The sequence below is a fragment of the Herbaspirillum sp. Her4 genome, assembly GCF_057961335.1.
This window is the reverse complement of record NZ_CM176330.1, coordinates 2,600,416-2,615,835: the sequence shown is the minus strand read 5'-3', so window position 1 is coordinate 2,615,835 and position 15,420 is coordinate 2,600,416. Positions and strand designations below refer to the sequence as shown.

The following is a 15,420-nucleotide window of genomic DNA, read 5'->3' as shown; positions in this document are numbered from 1 at the left end:
CTGGTCAGGTGATGCGGCGGATGCTCTCGGCGATCTCGTCGTGCTCGAAAACCTTGAGCCAGTCATCGCGCAAGAGGCGCGGCAAGCCGTTCTGGATGGCCTTGTTGCAGGCATCCGAAAACGCGCCCGGGATTTCCTTGAAGATCACCGCGCCCAGGATATTCATGTGGCCCAGCAGGAAGTCGCGCGCGGCCTCTTCCGGTACGCCCCGGCGCACGGTCTCGTCCATGGCCTGCTTCATCGCGTAGAGCAACGTGGCGCAGACCGTTTCCGACAGCCCCGGCTCGAGGATGGCCATCTGTTCCACGGTCAGGCGATAGCTGCGCAGGATCGGCTGGTAAATCACCTTGGCCACGTCTTCCCCGAGATCGAAGGCCGACTCCGGTCCCTGCATCAGGGCACTGGTGATCGATTGCCGGGCCGCGCCGCCACCGAAGAAATCGCGCCGTCCTTCGGCCGTGGTTTCATCGTTGAAGATGGGCGGATGGCACGGGTGCGCCACGAAGTAGACCAGGTCCGGCCGGTCCGGCAGGTGGCCGGCGAAGGGCGCAGCGGCGTCCAGGGTCATCACCATCACACCGGCGCGCAGCTTGGGCGAGATCTCGGCGGCAATCCTGCCGATCAGGGTATCAGGCACGGCCAGGATGACCACGTCCACATTGTCCAGCGCGGCATCGATGCTGACGCACTCGACACCGACTTCGTCGCGCAGGCGCTGCTGGCCGGCTGCACTCACTTCCACGTGAGCCACGCGGTAGTCGGATTTCTTCAGGTTCTTCGCCAGGCGCACGCCCATCTTGCCGCCTGCGCCGAAGAGTGCAATTTTTTCCTTCATTTGAGTTCTCCTGTGATCGTTGGCGGCCCGTTCGTGCATTGAACGGGCCGAGTCTTTGCGTGCGCCGACCTCACTCGGCGATCACGCGTCCCTGCAATTCGCTGGCCTCTTGCCTGGCACCGGCACCGATGGCGAAGATCACCAGGGCCGACACCGCCATGAGCGCGCCCACCACGAACATCGGTGCCTGGTAGTTGCCGGTGGCATCCTTGATGGCGCCGGTGATGAAGGGCGCCATGAAACCGGCTGCGTTGCCCACCGTATTGATCAGCGCAATGCCCGCCGCCGCAGCCGCCCCCGAGAGGAAGCGCGCCGGAATCGACCAGAAGGCCGGCAAGGCCGAGAAGATGGCGCAGGCCGTCACGGTGATGGCCAGCACCGTGGTGGCCGGGCTTTGCATGTAGAGGGCGGCCGGGATGCTGATGGCGCCCAGCAAGGCGGGCAGCCCGACGTGCCAGCTGCGCACGCCGCGCCGGGTGGCGTCACGGCTCCACAGGAACAGCGCGAAGGCGGCCGGCAGGTAGGGAATGGCCGTGATCAGGCCTTTCTGGAAGACATTGAATTTGCTGCCGAACTGCGCTTCGAAGCCGCCGATGATGGTCGGCAGGAAGAAGGCCAGCGCATAGAGGCCATAGATCAGCCCGAAATACACCAGCGCCAGCAGCCACACGCGCGGGTTCTTCAGCGCGGCACCGGCATGGGCCACATGCTCGACACGCTTGCTGCTCTGTTCGGCCTGCAACGCGGTGGTCAGCCATTTGCGCTCGGCCGGGTCCAGCCATTTGGCGTCGGCCGGCCGGTCGGCCAGGTAGAACCAGGCGATCACGCCCACCACGATGGCCGGCAGCGCCACCCCGGCAAACATCACGCGCCAGCCTTCCAGCCCGAACAGGCCGTGCGCCTCGATCAGCAGGGCTGCCACCGGCGCACCGATGACGATGGTCAGCGGCTGGGCCAGGTAAAAGAGCGCCAGGATATGGCTGCGGTGCCGCGCGGGGACCCACAGGCTCAGGTAGAGGATGGCACCGGGGAAGAATCCGGCCTCGGCCACGCCCAGCAGGAAGCGCAGCACATACAGCCCCTCCACGCTGCTGACCCAGGTGAAGAGCAGCGCCACGATGCCCCAGGTGACCATGATGCGGGCCAGCCAGCGGCGCGCGCCGTACTTGTGCAGGGCCAGGTTGCTGGGGATTTCCAGCAGCACGTAGCCGATGAAGAAGACCCCGGCTGCAAACCCGAACTGGGCGGCGGTCAGGGCCAGGTCACGGCTCATGCCATTGGGGCCGGCGAACGAGATCGCCGTGCGATCCAGGAAGTTGATGAAAAACATCAGGCCCACGAAGGGCACGAGCCGCATTGCGACCTTGCGGATGGCCGATCTTTCGACGGCGCTTTGGGGCGTCTCCATTATTGTCTTGTCTCCTGTCGGGTTGAGAGGCTGTGCCTGTTCAACGACAACCTCTGCGGGGTTGGCCAGGAAACGCGGGGGCTGTGCGCCTCGCGGTCGCCTGGCTGCCTTGGTTGTTTCTTTATTATTTCTTTGTGCTGCTTCGTCTTTGCCAGCAGGCAACCCATGCGAAAATCCGGACAGCGCCCACTGGTATAATCACTATACCATTACACCAGATTGGCCTGCCCAAATTTTTTGCATGGATGAGGTGAATATCCTTTCATTTCGCCCTGTAACCCCCGTCACTCGGCGGTTTCCGGCCGGGCAGGATTCGGCCGGGGGCATCAGGCAAGGGCGAACGCGTCCTCCCTGCTGCTGCCTGGACAACGCAAGTGAAGCTTTGCGCATTGAAGTGGGGGGGGGAGGAGAGGAAAAAGAGGGGGGGAAGCGAAGACCAGCCCGGCGCCAAGCACCATGGCCGGGCCGGCGGACAGGCTCAGGCGGCCCCGGCCTCTTGGCGCAGCAAGCCCACGAAGGCCTCCCCCGCCGAGGACAACTGCCCGCCCTTGCGCGTGACAATGCCGATGGTCTGCGACATCGACCGCAGCTTCACCGGCAGGATGCGCAGCATGCCGCGCTTGACGAACATCTCGGCCACTGCCGTCGGCAGGATCGAGACCATGTCGGTCCCCTGCTGCAGCAAGGCCACCGTCACGAAGGTGGAGGCGGTGGAGATCGCATTGCCCGGCATGCTCACCCCGGCCAGGTCCATTTCGCGCTCCAGTACCGCATGCAGCGGCATGTGGCTGGGATAGGTGACCCAGCGATAGCCGGCCAGCGCCGCCAGGCTCATCTGCCTGCCGCGCGGGCGCGGGTGCTCGCCCGAGACCACCACCGACAGCGGCTCTTCCGACAAGGGCTGATAGTGATACTTGCCCGGGTTGTCCGAGACGCTCGCGCGCGCCACCAGCAAATCCAGATGGCCTTCATCCAGCCGGCTCAGCAACTGCACGCTGGTCTCTTCGACGATATCGATGGACAGCTCCGGATGACGCCGCTGCAAGGCATCCACCGCCGGCACCACCAGTTCCGGCAAGGCCCCCATGACCGCCCCGATGGCCAGCCGTCCGCCGCGTCCGGAGCGGATCTGCGCCATTTCCTCGCAGAGCGATCCGAGATCGGTCGCCATCAGGCGCGCGTAGCGGATCACGCAATGGCCGAACTGGTTGGGGATCAGGCCCGATTTGGTGCGCTCGAACAATTGCGCATCCAGCATCGATTCCAGCTCGGCCAGCGACTTGCTGGCCGCAGATTGCGTCATGGCCAGGGCGCTGGAAGCCTTGTGCAGGGATTGATGATCGTCCAGGGCGATGAGCAGTTGCAGCTGCTTCATGCGCAGGCGGGACAGGAGACTGTTGAGGCTTTGCTGGCTGGGCGCGGGTTTCATGGGTGATTCCAAAAAGCGATCACATGATGGAAAGTCTTCACTATACAGTCCATCGGCCCCCACGTATATTCAACGCCATCGCACCCCGCCATCGCTGTGATGGCCCATGACAACCACGACGGAGACTCCATGAGCACCCCCATTTACCGCGGCGTATTTCCGGTCGCCCCGACCATCTTTGACGAAAACGGCAAGCTCGATCTGGAAGGCCAGAAGCGCGCCATCGATTTCATGATCGATGCCGGCTCCAACGGCATCTGCATCCTGGCCAACTTCTCCGAGCAATTCGTACTCTCCGACGAAGAGCGCGTGCTGGTGCAGGACACGGTCCTGAAGCACGTGGCCGGGCGCATCCCCGTGATCGTCACCACCACCCACTTCGGCAGCCAGATCTGCGCCGAGCGCAGCCGTGCCGCGCAGGATGCCGGTGCCGCCATGGTGATGGTGATGCCGCCGTATCACGGTGCCACCTTCCGTGTCTCGGAAAAACAGATTTACGAGTTCTATGGCCGCGTCTCCGACGCCATCGACATCCCCATCATGATCCAGGATGCACCGGTCGCCGGCACGCCGCTGTCGGCCCCCTTCCTGGCGCGCATGGCCAAGGAGATCGCCAATGTCTCCTACTTCAAGATCGAGACCGCCGGTGCCGCCTCCAAGCTGCGCGAACTGATCGAGCTGGGCGGCGACGCCGTGGTCGGCCCGTGGGATGGCGAAGAAGCCATCACCCTGATCCCCGACCTGGATGGCGGTGCGACCGGTGCCATGACCGGTGGCGGCTATCCGGACGGTATCCGCAAGATCGTCGATGCGTATTTCGCGGGCGATACCGAGAAGGCCGCCGAGCTGTACATGCAGTGGCTGCCGCTGATCAACTACGAGAACCGTCAGTGCGGCCTGGCCGCTTGCAAGGCGCTGATGCTCGAAGGCGGCGTGATCAAGTCCGACATGCTGCGCCATCCGCAAGCCCCGATGCACCCCAAGGTGCGCGAAGGCCTGCTGCGCGTGGCGCGCCGCCTGGATCCGATGGTCCTGAGCTGGGGCAAGTAAGGCAGTCCGCAGCAAGGCATGTCGCACGCAACGGGAGCTCAGGCTCCCGTTTTTCTTGGGCGCTCGCTTGCTGCCGCGCATCCGGCGAGGCTGTGCGTTCTGTGTCATCCTTGGCGTTTGCCAATTTTTCTATCGCACGAGGAGTCCATGTCACAAGCCAGCCACTTCCGCCCCGTCGCACTGGAACACGCCAGTCGCCTCATCAACCACGGCCCGACCGTGCTCATCACCAGCGCCCATGAGGGTCGCCGCAACATCATGGCTGCCGCCTGGTCGATGCCGGTGGAATTCACGCCGCCGCGCATCGCCGTGGTGATCGACAAGAGCACCTTCACGCGTGAATTGATCAGGCAATCGGGCAGCTTCGGCCTCATCATCCCCGGTGCGGCACAGATGGATCTGAGCTACGCGGTCGGCAGCACCAGTGGCCGCGACGAAGACAAGTTCGCGCGCCACCGGATCGCGGCCACCAGCGGCCCGGTGCTGGGCGTGCCGGTCCTCGAACAAGGCTGCGCCGCCTGGCTGGAATGCCGCTGGCTGCCGCAGGGCCAGACCGAGGATGCCTACGACACCCTGTTCGCGGAAGTCGTCAGTGCCGCCGCCGATGCCCGCATCTTCGAGAACGGCCACTGGAACTTCACGGCGGACAATGCCGACCTCCACACCCTGCATCACCTGGGCGCCGGCAAGTTCGTGGTGGCCGGCAACCAGCAGCAGGCGCGCCAGGTCTGATCTCCCGCAACGGGAACCTTAGCAGGCCTGAATCGCTTCCGTAAAACAGTAGCCCACGCCGTGCAAGGTGCGCAGCGGCAAATCGTACATGGTGCTGTCGCGCCACTTGCGGCGCAGGCGGCTGACGGTCTTCTCCAGCACCCGCTCGTCGAAGCTGACCCACTCCACGCCGAAGGCATGGGCAATGGCGCAACGGTCAGCGGCATGGCGGGTGCTGCTGGCCAGCGCCTTCAACAGCGCCACTTCGCGCGAATTGATTTCCACCGCATCGTGATGCGGTGCGCGCAGCGTGCGTGCGGCCACATCCAGCTGCCACGCCTGCGGCACCACCCGGCGCAACATGGTCTCGATATAGGCATTGAGCAGTTCCAGCCGCTGCGGCAGCGGTTCACAGAAGTCGGCACCGCGTTCCAGGCCGGCGATGCGCACCGTCACGCTCTCGTGCTCGGAGGCCAGCAGCAGGATGCCCATGCGCGCGTTGCTTCTGCGCAGTCGCTGCGTGAGCGCATAACCGGCGGCGCTGGCCCGCCCTACGTGGATGATGGCGATGTCGCCATCCTGCAGCGGCGCGAGCAATTCCTCACCATCCGCCATCATCCGGCTGACCTTGTGCCCCTGGTCTTCCAGGAAGCGGGCCAGGCAAGCGTTGCGGTCGTGTCTCAAAATGTCTTCAACCAACAGAATAGTGGCCATTGCGATTTCCCCTGATGTCATTGCGTTTCCCGTCACGCCGCGCACCTGCTGCGGGCACGGGTTCGTGGTGTCATCGCCTCGCCGCCGGGCGTGCTGCTGCAACGTCGGCGAGCCCGATGACCGGAAAAGAATTTAGCGCAAGACACCCTCCGTTTTTACCTGCAGGTATTGCGAACCGGTCTCATCTTTCTGGCGCAAGGAAAAATATTTCGGTGCGACGCCATCCATCGCTTCAACGATGCGGGAAGCGCTTCTCAGCGGGTCGCCATGCGCTCTCATTTTTTTCCAGGCGGGCCTCGTCAGCGGCGCTCATTTCTTCGCTCCCGGGCGGCTGGTGCAGCGTCCTCCCTGTCGTCGATATAGAACTTTTTCGATGAATTTCTCGTCGATGTTTTGCTCATCCACCGCAGAGTTTTGATCGCGGGAAAAATATTTTCAGGGCGGCCATTTTCGCTTCGTGTCTTCGAATTTTCGCGGTAACGTCCCGCTCATTCAAGATGAGGCGAACATGGTCTACAAATCAATCCACCCGGTCTATGCCGGGCCTTTGTCCGGACAGCGCATCCTGGTCGTCGACGACGCCGAGGAAGATCGCATGCTGCTGTCGGACTTCCTGCTGCGCCATGGCGCGCGGCTCTACGTGGCACGCGACGGACAGGATGGCTACCGCAAGGCGCAGACCGTGCGGCCGGACCTGATCCTGATGGACATCCGCATGCCGGTCTACGACGGACTCACCAGCGCCCGTCTGCTCAAGGCCAATTCCTGCACGCGCAACATTCCGCTGATCTTCCTCTCGGCCGCCGCGTCCACCGAGGAAAAGGTCAATGGACTGAGCGTGGGCGCGGTGGACTACATCACCAAGCCCTTCGATTTCGAGGAGGTGCGGCTGCGCCTGTGCGTGCATCTGCGTTCAACCCTGCATGCGGACCTGCCGCCGATCACGCAGACGCCCACCGGTTCCGCAACGCAGGGCGGCTCCAGCACTTTCGACATGGTCTTATTCCAGGCCGCGCGCCGGCTCATGATGGACAAGCTGGACCAGCCGCTGGGACTCAATGCCCTGGCCGCTGCGGTCGGCACCAATGCACGCCGCCTCTCCAGCGCCTTCAAGCATTGCGCCGGCGTCACCGTCTTCGACTTCCTGCGCGAGGAGCGCATGAAGGAAGCGCGCCGCCTGCTCTCCGAAAGCACCCTCGACATCGGGGCCATCGCACTGGCCTTGGGCTACAGCAACACGGCCAATTTCTCCACGGCCTTCCGCGAACGCTTCGGCATGCCGCCCAGCCAGTTCCGGCGCTGACGAGAGGACGATGTCACGTCTGCGTAAAGCGCTGCTGTGGCCATCGTTGTTGCTCTGGAGCCTGCTACCCCAAGCCGCGCGGGCCGCACCGGCGCTGCCGTCCATCGAGCTGGCGGGGATCGACTCGCGCGTGGTCATCACGCCGCAAGTGCAGATACTGCGCGACACTGAAGGCCGCGCCATGCTGGCCGCGGCCCTCGGCAGTACGCACTGGGAGGCCATCGCCGTCCCCATGCTGCAGGAGGGCTACAGCAGCGCTGCCTTCTGGCTGCGCGGCACGGTGCGCAACGACAGCAGCCAGCCTGTCACACGCTGGCTGACTCTGGCCTCGGCGCGGCTGCAGGATGTGCGCCTGTACTGGCTGCCCGCCACGCCTGCGGAGGTCGCGACGACAGAGATCACGCCACGCAGCGGCGGTACGCTGCATGCCCTCGCGCAACGCGAGATCATCAGTCGCACACCACTGTTCGCTCTGACACTGGCTCCCGGCGAGCAGCGCCAGTGGGTGCTGCGCGTCGCCGGTGAATCCTCCATCGATCTCAACCTCGCCCTGTGGGAGCCGGCTGCTTATCGCGAAGAGGAAGGACGCGAACTGGCTATCCAGGCCTTCGTACTGGGAGGCGCGCTGCTGCTGGTGAGCTATGCCCTGATCCAGGGCATCGCCTGGCGCGACCGTGGCTTCCTGCTGATGGCTGCGTGGATTCTCATCGCGCTGGCTTATATCTGGACGTTTCAGGGCTATCTCTATCGCTACCTGTTTCCCGCGGGCGGTGCATGGCAGGTGCGTGCCCCGGCCACCCTGGGATGCGCGGCCACCCTGCTCTACGTGCGCATGAGCGAGGTGCTGGTCGGAATGGAGCGATTGCGTGGCTGGCAGATCGTCTATCGCACGTTGTACGTGCTGCTGTCGGTGATCATCGGCTGGACCGCGCTGGGCGATTATCGCGTCACCGCGCCGCTGGCCAATGCCACTGGTGCCCTCGCCTATGTGATCTGGCTGGCCTCGATGCTGCATGCCTGGTGGCATGGACTGCCGCACGCCCGATTGCTGACGCTGTCCTTTGCGGTGGCCTGGCTGGGCCTGTCGGTCAAGCTGCTCGAACTCAATGGCCTGGTCGACCGCAGCCTGCTGCCGGACTGGCATTTCGCGGCGCTGTTCCAGATGGGACTGCTGTGCCTGGCCACCGTGGCGATCATCGGCCGCGCGCTGGAACTGCATCGCAAGCATGAGCAGATGCAATGGGCCATGCTGTATATGCGTGTGCGCGAGCAACTCAAGCTGGAACAGGCGGTGGCGACCCGCACCCGCGAGCTGCGCGAAGCGCTGGCGGCGGCCGACCAGGCCAACCGCGCCAAGACCGGATTCCTCACCCGCATCAGCCACGACCTGCGCACACCGCTGACTTCCATCCTCGGCTTTGCCGACATGCTGCAGACCGGCGGCGGCGAGCGTGCGCGCCATGGCCGCATCATCGTGCGCAGCGCCCGCCACATGCTGGCCATGGTCAACGACCTGATCGACTATGCCCGCGGCGATCGCCCCGATCTGCCGCACGCTGCCCCGGTCTATGCCCACGCCCTGCTGCAGGAGATCGGCCAGGAAGCGGCCCTGCTGGCCGAGCGCCAGCACAATTCCTTTCATCTGCAGGTGGACCCGACGCTGCCACCGGTGCTCGCCATCGACGCCCGGCGACTGCGGCGCATCCTCGGCAACCTGCTGGACAACGCCGCCAAGTACACCCGGGACGGCCGCATCGTGCTGCAGATCCTCTGGCATCCGGCCTCGGCGAAATCCGAGATGGGCGTCATGGAGATGCAGGTACGCGATACCGGCAGCGGCATCCCTGCACATTTCCAGACCCGGGTGTTTGAACCCTTCGAACGGGCCAACGCCGACCGCTCGCAGCCGGGTATCGGCATGGGGCTGTCCATCGTGCGCCAGTGGATGCAGCAGATGGGCGGCCAGGTGATGCTGTCCAGCCGGCCCGGCGAAGGCACGACGATGACGCTGCGCCTGCCGGCCGCCATCTCCAGCGAGCGCGACATCGCCCGCCATGATGCGCCGGAAGACGCCAATGGCCGCCTCCTCATCGATGGCCAGGGCCGCCTGGCGCTGGTGGTAGAAGATCATGCCGACATCGCGCAATTGCTGGGCGACCAGCTGGCCAGCGTCGGCTTCGCGGTGGAATTGCTGGCCGATGCGGAAAGCGCCATCGCCCGTATTGCCCTCCCGGAGGCGCCCGCATTGGCGCTGGTGCTGACCGATTACCAGCTGCCGGGCCTGCATGGCGACGCCGTGCTGCAAGCAGTACGCCGGCATCTGCCGCAAGTCCCGGTGCTGCTGCTGTCAGCCACGCTGCAGCCGGCGCCGAGCGATGAGCCGGGTGAACGTTTCGATGCCTGCCTGCTCAAGCCGGTCAATTTTCTGGAACTGCAGGAGACCATCGGTCGCCTGCTGGGCTTGCATCCGGAGGCGGCCTCAGCCGATGACGATGCCGCTCCCCTGCCCTTGCAGCATCCACCGCCGGAAAAGCTGCAGCAGGCGCTGGCGCTCATCGCGATGGGCGCGGTGTCGGACTTGCTGGATTGGTGCGATACGCTGCAGCAGCAGAATCCCGCGTATGAAAGTTTTGCTGTGCTGGCGCGGCAATGGGTGATCACTGCGGATCTGGACCGGCTGGAGGCGCTGTGCCGCGATGATCAAGCCATGCGGCAAGAGACGGGGGGCGAGGCTTAATCGCGCTCCCGGCTCCGTTCATCGTCCCGCGAGGAGTCCCCCTCGGGCCGACTGCGCGCCAGCTCGGCATTGCGCTGGTTGATCTGGTATTGCTCTTCCGCGTGCTGGAACGCCAGTTGCTCCTTTGGCGAACGGCTGCACGCGCCCAGCATCAGCGGCAGCACCACGGCCAAGACGAGAACGGCGAACCATGCGAACGGGAGGGGGACCGGTCGGATTGTCACGTAAAGTCTCCAGATTTATATTTCTATCCGGAAATATACGCCTCACCAATCCTCACCGCAAGCCCCCTCCTTTTTGGGCATGCGCCGCCGGCAGCGTTGATGGGCGCGGCTCAATCGCGCGCCGAGATCCAGTCCCAGGTATCGGCGGCCGCCATCGGGCGGGCGATGCCGTAGCCCTGTCCGTATTCGCACCCGAGGTGATGCAGGATGCGGCGGCACTTCTCGGTTTCCACGCCTTCGGCTACGACGGCAAAGCCCAGCTTCTGCCCGAGGTGAATCATCGAAGGCACGATCTGCTGGTCCGAGTAATTGCTTTCCATGTTGCGGATGAAGGACTGGTCGATTTTGAGGTAGTCCGCCGGAATGTTCTTGAGATAGCTAAGGTTGCTGAAGCCGGCCCCGAAATCATCGATGGCCACCTTCACGCCCAGGCGCTTGATTTCCTGGATCCGCCCGTAGAGCGCCTCGGGGTTCTTGCTCATCGCGCTTTCGGTGAACTCGATCTCGATCAGCCCGGCCGGAATGCGATGCCGCTGCAACTGCATTGCCAGTGCCAGTACCAGATCATCATTGTCGAAGTCGCGGGCCGATACGTTGATGGCCACCGGAATCGCCCGCCCCCGGCGCGCCCACGTCGCCGCCTGCTCGATGCCATGTTGCAGCACCCACAGTGTCACCTGGCGAATCAGCGCGGTCTTCTCGGCCAGCGGAATGAAGAGGGCCGGCGAGATCAGCCCATGCACCGGATGGCGCCAGCGCAGCAGCGCCTCCACCCCGACGCAATGGCCCGAGGCCAGCGCGATCTTGGGCTGGTATTCCAGCCACAGCTGGTCGCCCGTGAGCAGCGCGCCGGGAATGGCCGACAGCAGTTCGAAGGAATGCTTCTGCTGCTTGCCAAGCGGCTGTTCATAGCGGCATTGCAGGCTGCCGCAATCACGTGCCATGTCAGCTGCCGTCAACAGCGAGGGCACCAGTTCGTCGATGTCTTCACACTGTCCCAGCGGCACGATGCCCACGGAAATTTCCAGCCGATGCGGAATACCCTGGTACTCGACGGTACCGGCGAAGGCACGTTCGATCTGCTCCACCTGTTGCTGCCAGATGTCGCGCCGCTCCAGGTAAGCAAAGGTGGTGGTGCCGATGCGATAGAGCGCCACCTCACCCAGCGACTGGCGCAGTTGTTCCTTGGCCTGGATCAAGAAACCTTCCACGTAATCCCAGCCCAGCGCCTTGACCATGTCGCGCAGGTACACGCGATCACAGATGTCGACCGCCATCGCCGTCAACTTGCCCGACAGGCCCTCGCCGTCCTGCCCCAGCGTAGCGAGACTGTGCAGGTCGGCGGTCAGGCGGCTGCGATTGGGCAAGGAAGTCAGGCTGTCGACGTAGTTGGATACCCGCAGGATCTCCAGCCGTGCCATCACGATGGCCGCCAGCTGCGTCAGCTTGGTCCGATCAGCATCACCGAAGGCGGCGCGTGGCGACTTGCCGATCACGCACAGCGTCCCCAGCCGCACGCCATCGCTGGCCTGCAGCGGGGCCCCGGCATAGAAGCGGATGCCGGGCTCACCGGTCACCAGCGGGTTGTCGGCGAAGCGCGGGTCCTGCGTCGCATCCAGCACCACCATGACCTGATCCCGCTCGATCACATGGCTGCAGAAGGACTGCGAGCGCGGTGTGCCCGGCGCATCCAGACCGCGCCGCGACTTGAACCACTGGCGGTTCTCAGCGACCAGCGAGACCAGTGCGATCTCGGTGTTGAACAGCGTGGCCGCCAGTTCGGTCACCAGATCGCACAGCACATCGGGATGGGTATCCAGCACGCAGTAGGTATCGAGCACGGCCAGGCGCTCACGCTCCCGTTCGGCTTGCCCGGCTTGCCCCGACAAGGGGGCGGTCAATCGGAGGAGGTCGGCGTGCATGGTGGCGTGGCGATCAGAAAGTAACCCATTCGTCGGAAGCGCCCGCCAGACTGCGGCTGGGCACCGGTGCCGACAGGCGCGGCTCGCGCGGTGCAATGCGCGGCTTGATGGTGGCCGGAGCCTTCTTGATGGCCGCCGGTGCCGGTGTCACTGCGGCGGCAGCTACGTCGATGGCCATCTCCTGGGCGGCCTGTGCATCGAGGCGGAACACGCTGACGGCCTGCGCCAGTTCCTGCGCCTGTTCCTGCAGCGATTGCGAGGCAGCGGCCGCTTCTTCGACCAGGGCTGCATTCTGCTGCGTGACCTGATCCATCTGGCCGACCGCCTGGCTCACCTGCTCGATGCCGGAACGCTGTTCTTCACCGGCCGCGCTGATCTCGTTGATCATGCCGGTCACGCGCTGCACGCTCTCGACGATCTCGCGCATGGTGTCACCGGCTTCATTGACCAGCACGCTGCCCGACTCGACCTTGGCCACCGAGTCGCTGATGAGCGCCTTGATTTCCTTGGCAGCGGCGGCCGAACGCTGGGCCAGGCTGCGCACTTCGGTCGCGACCACGGCGAAACCGCGCCCCTGCTCACCGGCGCGTGCCGCTTCCACGGCGGCGTTCAAGGCCAGGATATTGGTCTGGAAAGCGATACCGTCAATCACGCTGATGATGTCGACGATCTTGCGCGAGGAGGCATTGATTTCTTCCATGGTTTCCACCACGCGGCTGACCACGCCGCCACCGCTGCTGGCGATGTCGGAGGCGGCCTGCGCCATGCGGTTGGCTTCGCGTGCATTGGCGCTGTTCTGCTGCACGGTGGAGGTCAGTTCTTCCATCGAGGATGCGGTCTCTTCCAGCGAGCTGGCCTGTTGTTCGGTGCGCGAGGACAGGTCCAGGTTGCCGCTGGCAATCTGCGAGGAGGCGGTGGCGATCATGTCGGTACCACGGCGCACACCAGAGACGATGGTAACCAGGCTGGCATTCATGTCCTTCAGTGCGCTGAGGAGCTCGCCGGTTTCGTCACGGGAACGCACGTCGATGCGGGCGGTCAGGTCACCGCCTGCCACCTGGCGTGCCAGGCGCACGGCCACGGCCAGCGGACGGGTGATGTTGTTGGCCAGCCACCAGGCCAGCAGCAGCGCCAGCACCACCGCGACCACGCCGCCGATGATGAGGGTCTTGCCGGTGAGCGCTTCCAGTGCATCGGCCTGGTCGCTGCGCTCTTGTTGCAGACCGCTTTCCATGCGGTCCATCTCGGCAAAGATGGCGCGCATGTTGTCCATTTCGGCTTTGCCGCGGCCAGCCTGTACAAAGGCCACCAGCTTGCTCATGTCCTCGCGCCCGTCACGCACGGCGCGGCGCAGGGCGACGGTGGGCTCAATGGCCGTGCTCACCCAGCGCTGTTCGGCTTCCGCCACTTGCTGCAAGCGCTGTTGCTGGGTCGGGTTATCCACGGTGAGCTGACGGGCCTTGTCCAGATGCGTTTTGAAACTGGCCAGGCCCTGCTGCATCGGCTCCAGCGAAGCTTCGTTGCCGGTCAGGGCGAAACCGCGCGCGCCCGTTTCCATATTGATCAGGCTTTCGAGCATCGCCTGCATTTCTGCCCTTGCCTCGTAGCTATGGATGTTCATGTCCGTGGCCACACCCAGCCGCGCAAAATTGGCATAGGCCACACTGACCAGGATGACCAGGATGGCGGAAACCATTCCGAAGCCGATATAGAGGCGAGTGCCGATTTTCAGGTCCGATATTTTCATGATGGTTCTTTCCGGGGGGATGCAAGGTTTCTCGAATGGATCGACACGTGTCCACGGGGAGCGGGCCGATTCTTGTTGTTGATCACGATGTTTCACATTCAGGCAAAAGCGTGACACACTCAAAATAATCACGAAAACAAACGATAAAATATCTTTTTCAGCGTGCAACAAATTTGCTTTGCAACGACTCTGAACAGATATATTTAAAAAATATCCGTACATTACAAAAATATTTTTCATTGGAAATACGACAATGACGAACCAACAAGCCCCCTCTTCACCGGCTCCCGCAGCAGAAACAGCCGAGCTGTCCGACCTGCCGCTGCTGCGCCCCGGCGCGGTGGCGCGCCAGTTGGGCATGGCAGTCGAGACGCTGCGTGCTTGGGAACATCGTTACGGCATCACCTCCTCGCAGCACAGCGGCGGCGGCCAGCGCCTGTATTCGCAGGAAGACATGCAACGCCTGGCCTGGATCAAGACACTGGTGGATGCCGGCCATCGCATCGGCAAGCTGGCCACGCTGCCCCCGCAGGACCTGCAGGCGCTGGCGCAGAGCCTGCCTGCCGAGGGCAGCGGCAGCCACGAGCGGCAGGCCGGCCCGGTCACGCGGCTGGCCCTGGTCGGCCCCTGGATTGCCACCAAGGCGGTCGGCCAGGCGCTGGCGCATCGGCAATTGAGCGTCATCATGGCTGTCGAGAGCCTGGATGAACTCGACCTCAGGCAGTTCGAGGGCGACCTGCTGCTGCTGGAAAGCACGGTTCTCGACAGCGATCTCGATCAGCGGCTGGAGGGGCTGCGCCGCGACGGCGTGCAGGTACCGGTACTGATCCTGTATCGCTTCGGCTCGCCGGAGATGGTGGTGCGCCTGCGCGAAGCCGGGCATCGGGTGGTGCGCAAGGCGGTGGAAGGGATCGATGTGGAGTGGCTGTGCGAGATGATCCGGCGCATGGAACCAGCGGCCGCGCAGACACCGGGCGAGGACGAATGGGTGCCGGAGCCGCGCTTCAGCGAGAGCGCCCTGGCGTCGGTGTCGGACCAGTCCGATCGCATGCAATGTGAATGTCCGCGCCATCTGGCCGAACTGCTGACGGCACTGGCCGGATTCGAACGCTACAGCCGCCAGTGCGAAGACGACACGACCGAGGAAGCCGAACTGCATCGGGAACTGCGCATTGCCGCCGGACGCGCGCGCCTGCCGCTGGAAGACGCACTGCAAAAGCTGGCGCGCTTCAAGGGAATTTCGCTGACGTAAGCACAGTTGACCGGGATGAGGCCGGTCCGAATTGGGGACAGAATTCTGTACAGGATCTGGTGCAAAATTCGCACGTGAATTCACGCTT

General features: G+C 64.2%; 12 protein-coding genes. 5 read left to right on the top strand and 7 right to left on the bottom strand.

Features of this window, described 5'->3' with window-relative positions; all coding sequences use genetic code 11:
* Positions 1-4: 4 nt before the first annotated feature.
* The 3 genes from ACWFUC_RS11840 to ACWFUC_RS11830 all read right to left on the bottom strand — a co-directional run bounded on the left by ACWFUC_RS11840 (position 5) and on the right by ACWFUC_RS11830 (position 3,672).
* Complete coding sequence (locus tag ACWFUC_RS11840) at positions 5-835, bottom strand: phosphogluconate dehydrogenase C-terminal domain-containing protein (protein WP_034340448.1); 831 nt, start codon at positions 833-835, stop codon at positions 5-7.
* Between the two features lie 70 nt (positions 836-905).
* Positions 906-2,243, bottom strand: a complete 1,338-nt coding sequence (locus tag ACWFUC_RS11835) for an MFS transporter (protein ID WP_489624970.1) — start codon at positions 2,241-2,243, stop codon at positions 906-908.
* Between the two features lie 478 nt (positions 2,244-2,721).
* On the bottom strand, positions 2,722-3,672 hold the full coding sequence (locus ACWFUC_RS11830) for a LysR family transcriptional regulator (protein ID WP_489624969.1): 951 nt from the start codon (positions 3,670-3,672) through the stop codon (positions 2,722-2,724).
* 129 nt (positions 3,673-3,801) lie between these two features.
* Between ACWFUC_RS11830 and ACWFUC_RS11825 the strand changes: the two genes are divergently transcribed.
* Positions 3,802-4,722 (top strand): dihydrodipicolinate synthase family protein, encoded by a 921-nt coding sequence (locus ACWFUC_RS11825; protein ID WP_039789746.1) that lies wholly within the window; start codon positions 3,802-3,804, stop codon positions 4,720-4,722.
* Between the two features lie 147 nt (positions 4,723-4,869).
* A complete protein-coding gene (locus tag ACWFUC_RS11820) occupies positions 4,870-5,454 on the top strand; it encodes a flavin reductase family protein (RefSeq protein ID WP_134134723.1) in 585 nt (194 codons plus the stop codon).
* An 18-nt stretch (positions 5,455-5,472) separates the two neighbouring features.
* Here ACWFUC_RS11820 and ACWFUC_RS11815 read toward each other — a convergent pair whose 3' ends face one another.
* Complete coding sequence (locus ACWFUC_RS11815; protein WP_121038170.1) at positions 5,473-6,147, bottom strand: response regulator transcription factor; 675 nt, start codon at positions 6,145-6,147, stop codon at positions 5,473-5,475.
* Between the two features lie 508 nt (positions 6,148-6,655).
* On the opposite strand from ACWFUC_RS11815, the gene ACWFUC_RS11810 reads away from it, so the two are divergent.
* Together ACWFUC_RS11810 and ACWFUC_RS11805 are read left to right on the top strand one after the other, a co-directional pair.
* Positions 6,656-7,450 (top strand): response regulator transcription factor, encoded by a 795-nt coding sequence (locus ACWFUC_RS11810; RefSeq protein ID WP_039788738.1) that lies wholly within the window; start codon positions 6,656-6,658, stop codon positions 7,448-7,450.
* A 10-nt stretch (positions 7,451-7,460) separates the two neighbouring features.
* Complete coding sequence (locus tag ACWFUC_RS11805; protein ID WP_489624968.1) at positions 7,461-10,187, top strand: hybrid sensor histidine kinase/response regulator; 2,727 nt, start codon at positions 7,461-7,463, stop codon at positions 10,185-10,187.
* Here ACWFUC_RS11805 and ACWFUC_RS11800 read toward each other — a convergent pair.
* The 3 genes from ACWFUC_RS11800 to ACWFUC_RS11790 form a co-directional block, all read right to left on the bottom strand.
* Positions 10,184-10,411 carry a hypothetical protein gene (locus ACWFUC_RS11800; protein WP_051057645.1) on the bottom strand — a complete coding sequence of 76 codons (228 nt, stop codon included), beginning with the start codon at positions 10,409-10,411 and terminating at the stop codon, positions 10,184-10,186. The two genes, ACWFUC_RS11805 and ACWFUC_RS11800, sit on opposite strands and share 4 nt — an antisense overlap.
* A gap of 110 nt (positions 10,412-10,521) precedes the next feature.
* The gene (locus ACWFUC_RS11795; RefSeq protein WP_489624967.1) at positions 10,522-12,333 is read right to left on the bottom strand and encodes a putative bifunctional diguanylate cyclase/phosphodiesterase; all 1,812 of its coding nucleotides are present in this window, start codon (positions 12,331-12,333) and stop codon (positions 10,522-10,524) included.
* Positions 12,334-12,346: 13 nt separating this feature from the next.
* Entirely contained in the window at positions 12,347-14,080 is a 1,734-nt protein-coding gene (locus ACWFUC_RS11790; RefSeq protein ID WP_489624966.1) for a methyl-accepting chemotaxis protein, read from the bottom strand.
* 253 nt (positions 14,081-14,333) lie between these two features.
* Here ACWFUC_RS11790 and ACWFUC_RS11785 point away from each other — a divergent pair, with 253 nt between their 5' ends.
* On the top strand, positions 14,334-15,332 hold the full coding sequence (locus ACWFUC_RS11785) for a MerR family transcriptional regulator (protein ID WP_489624965.1): 999 nt from the start codon (positions 14,334-14,336) through the stop codon (positions 15,330-15,332).
* Positions 15,333-15,420: the final 88 nt, after the last annotated feature.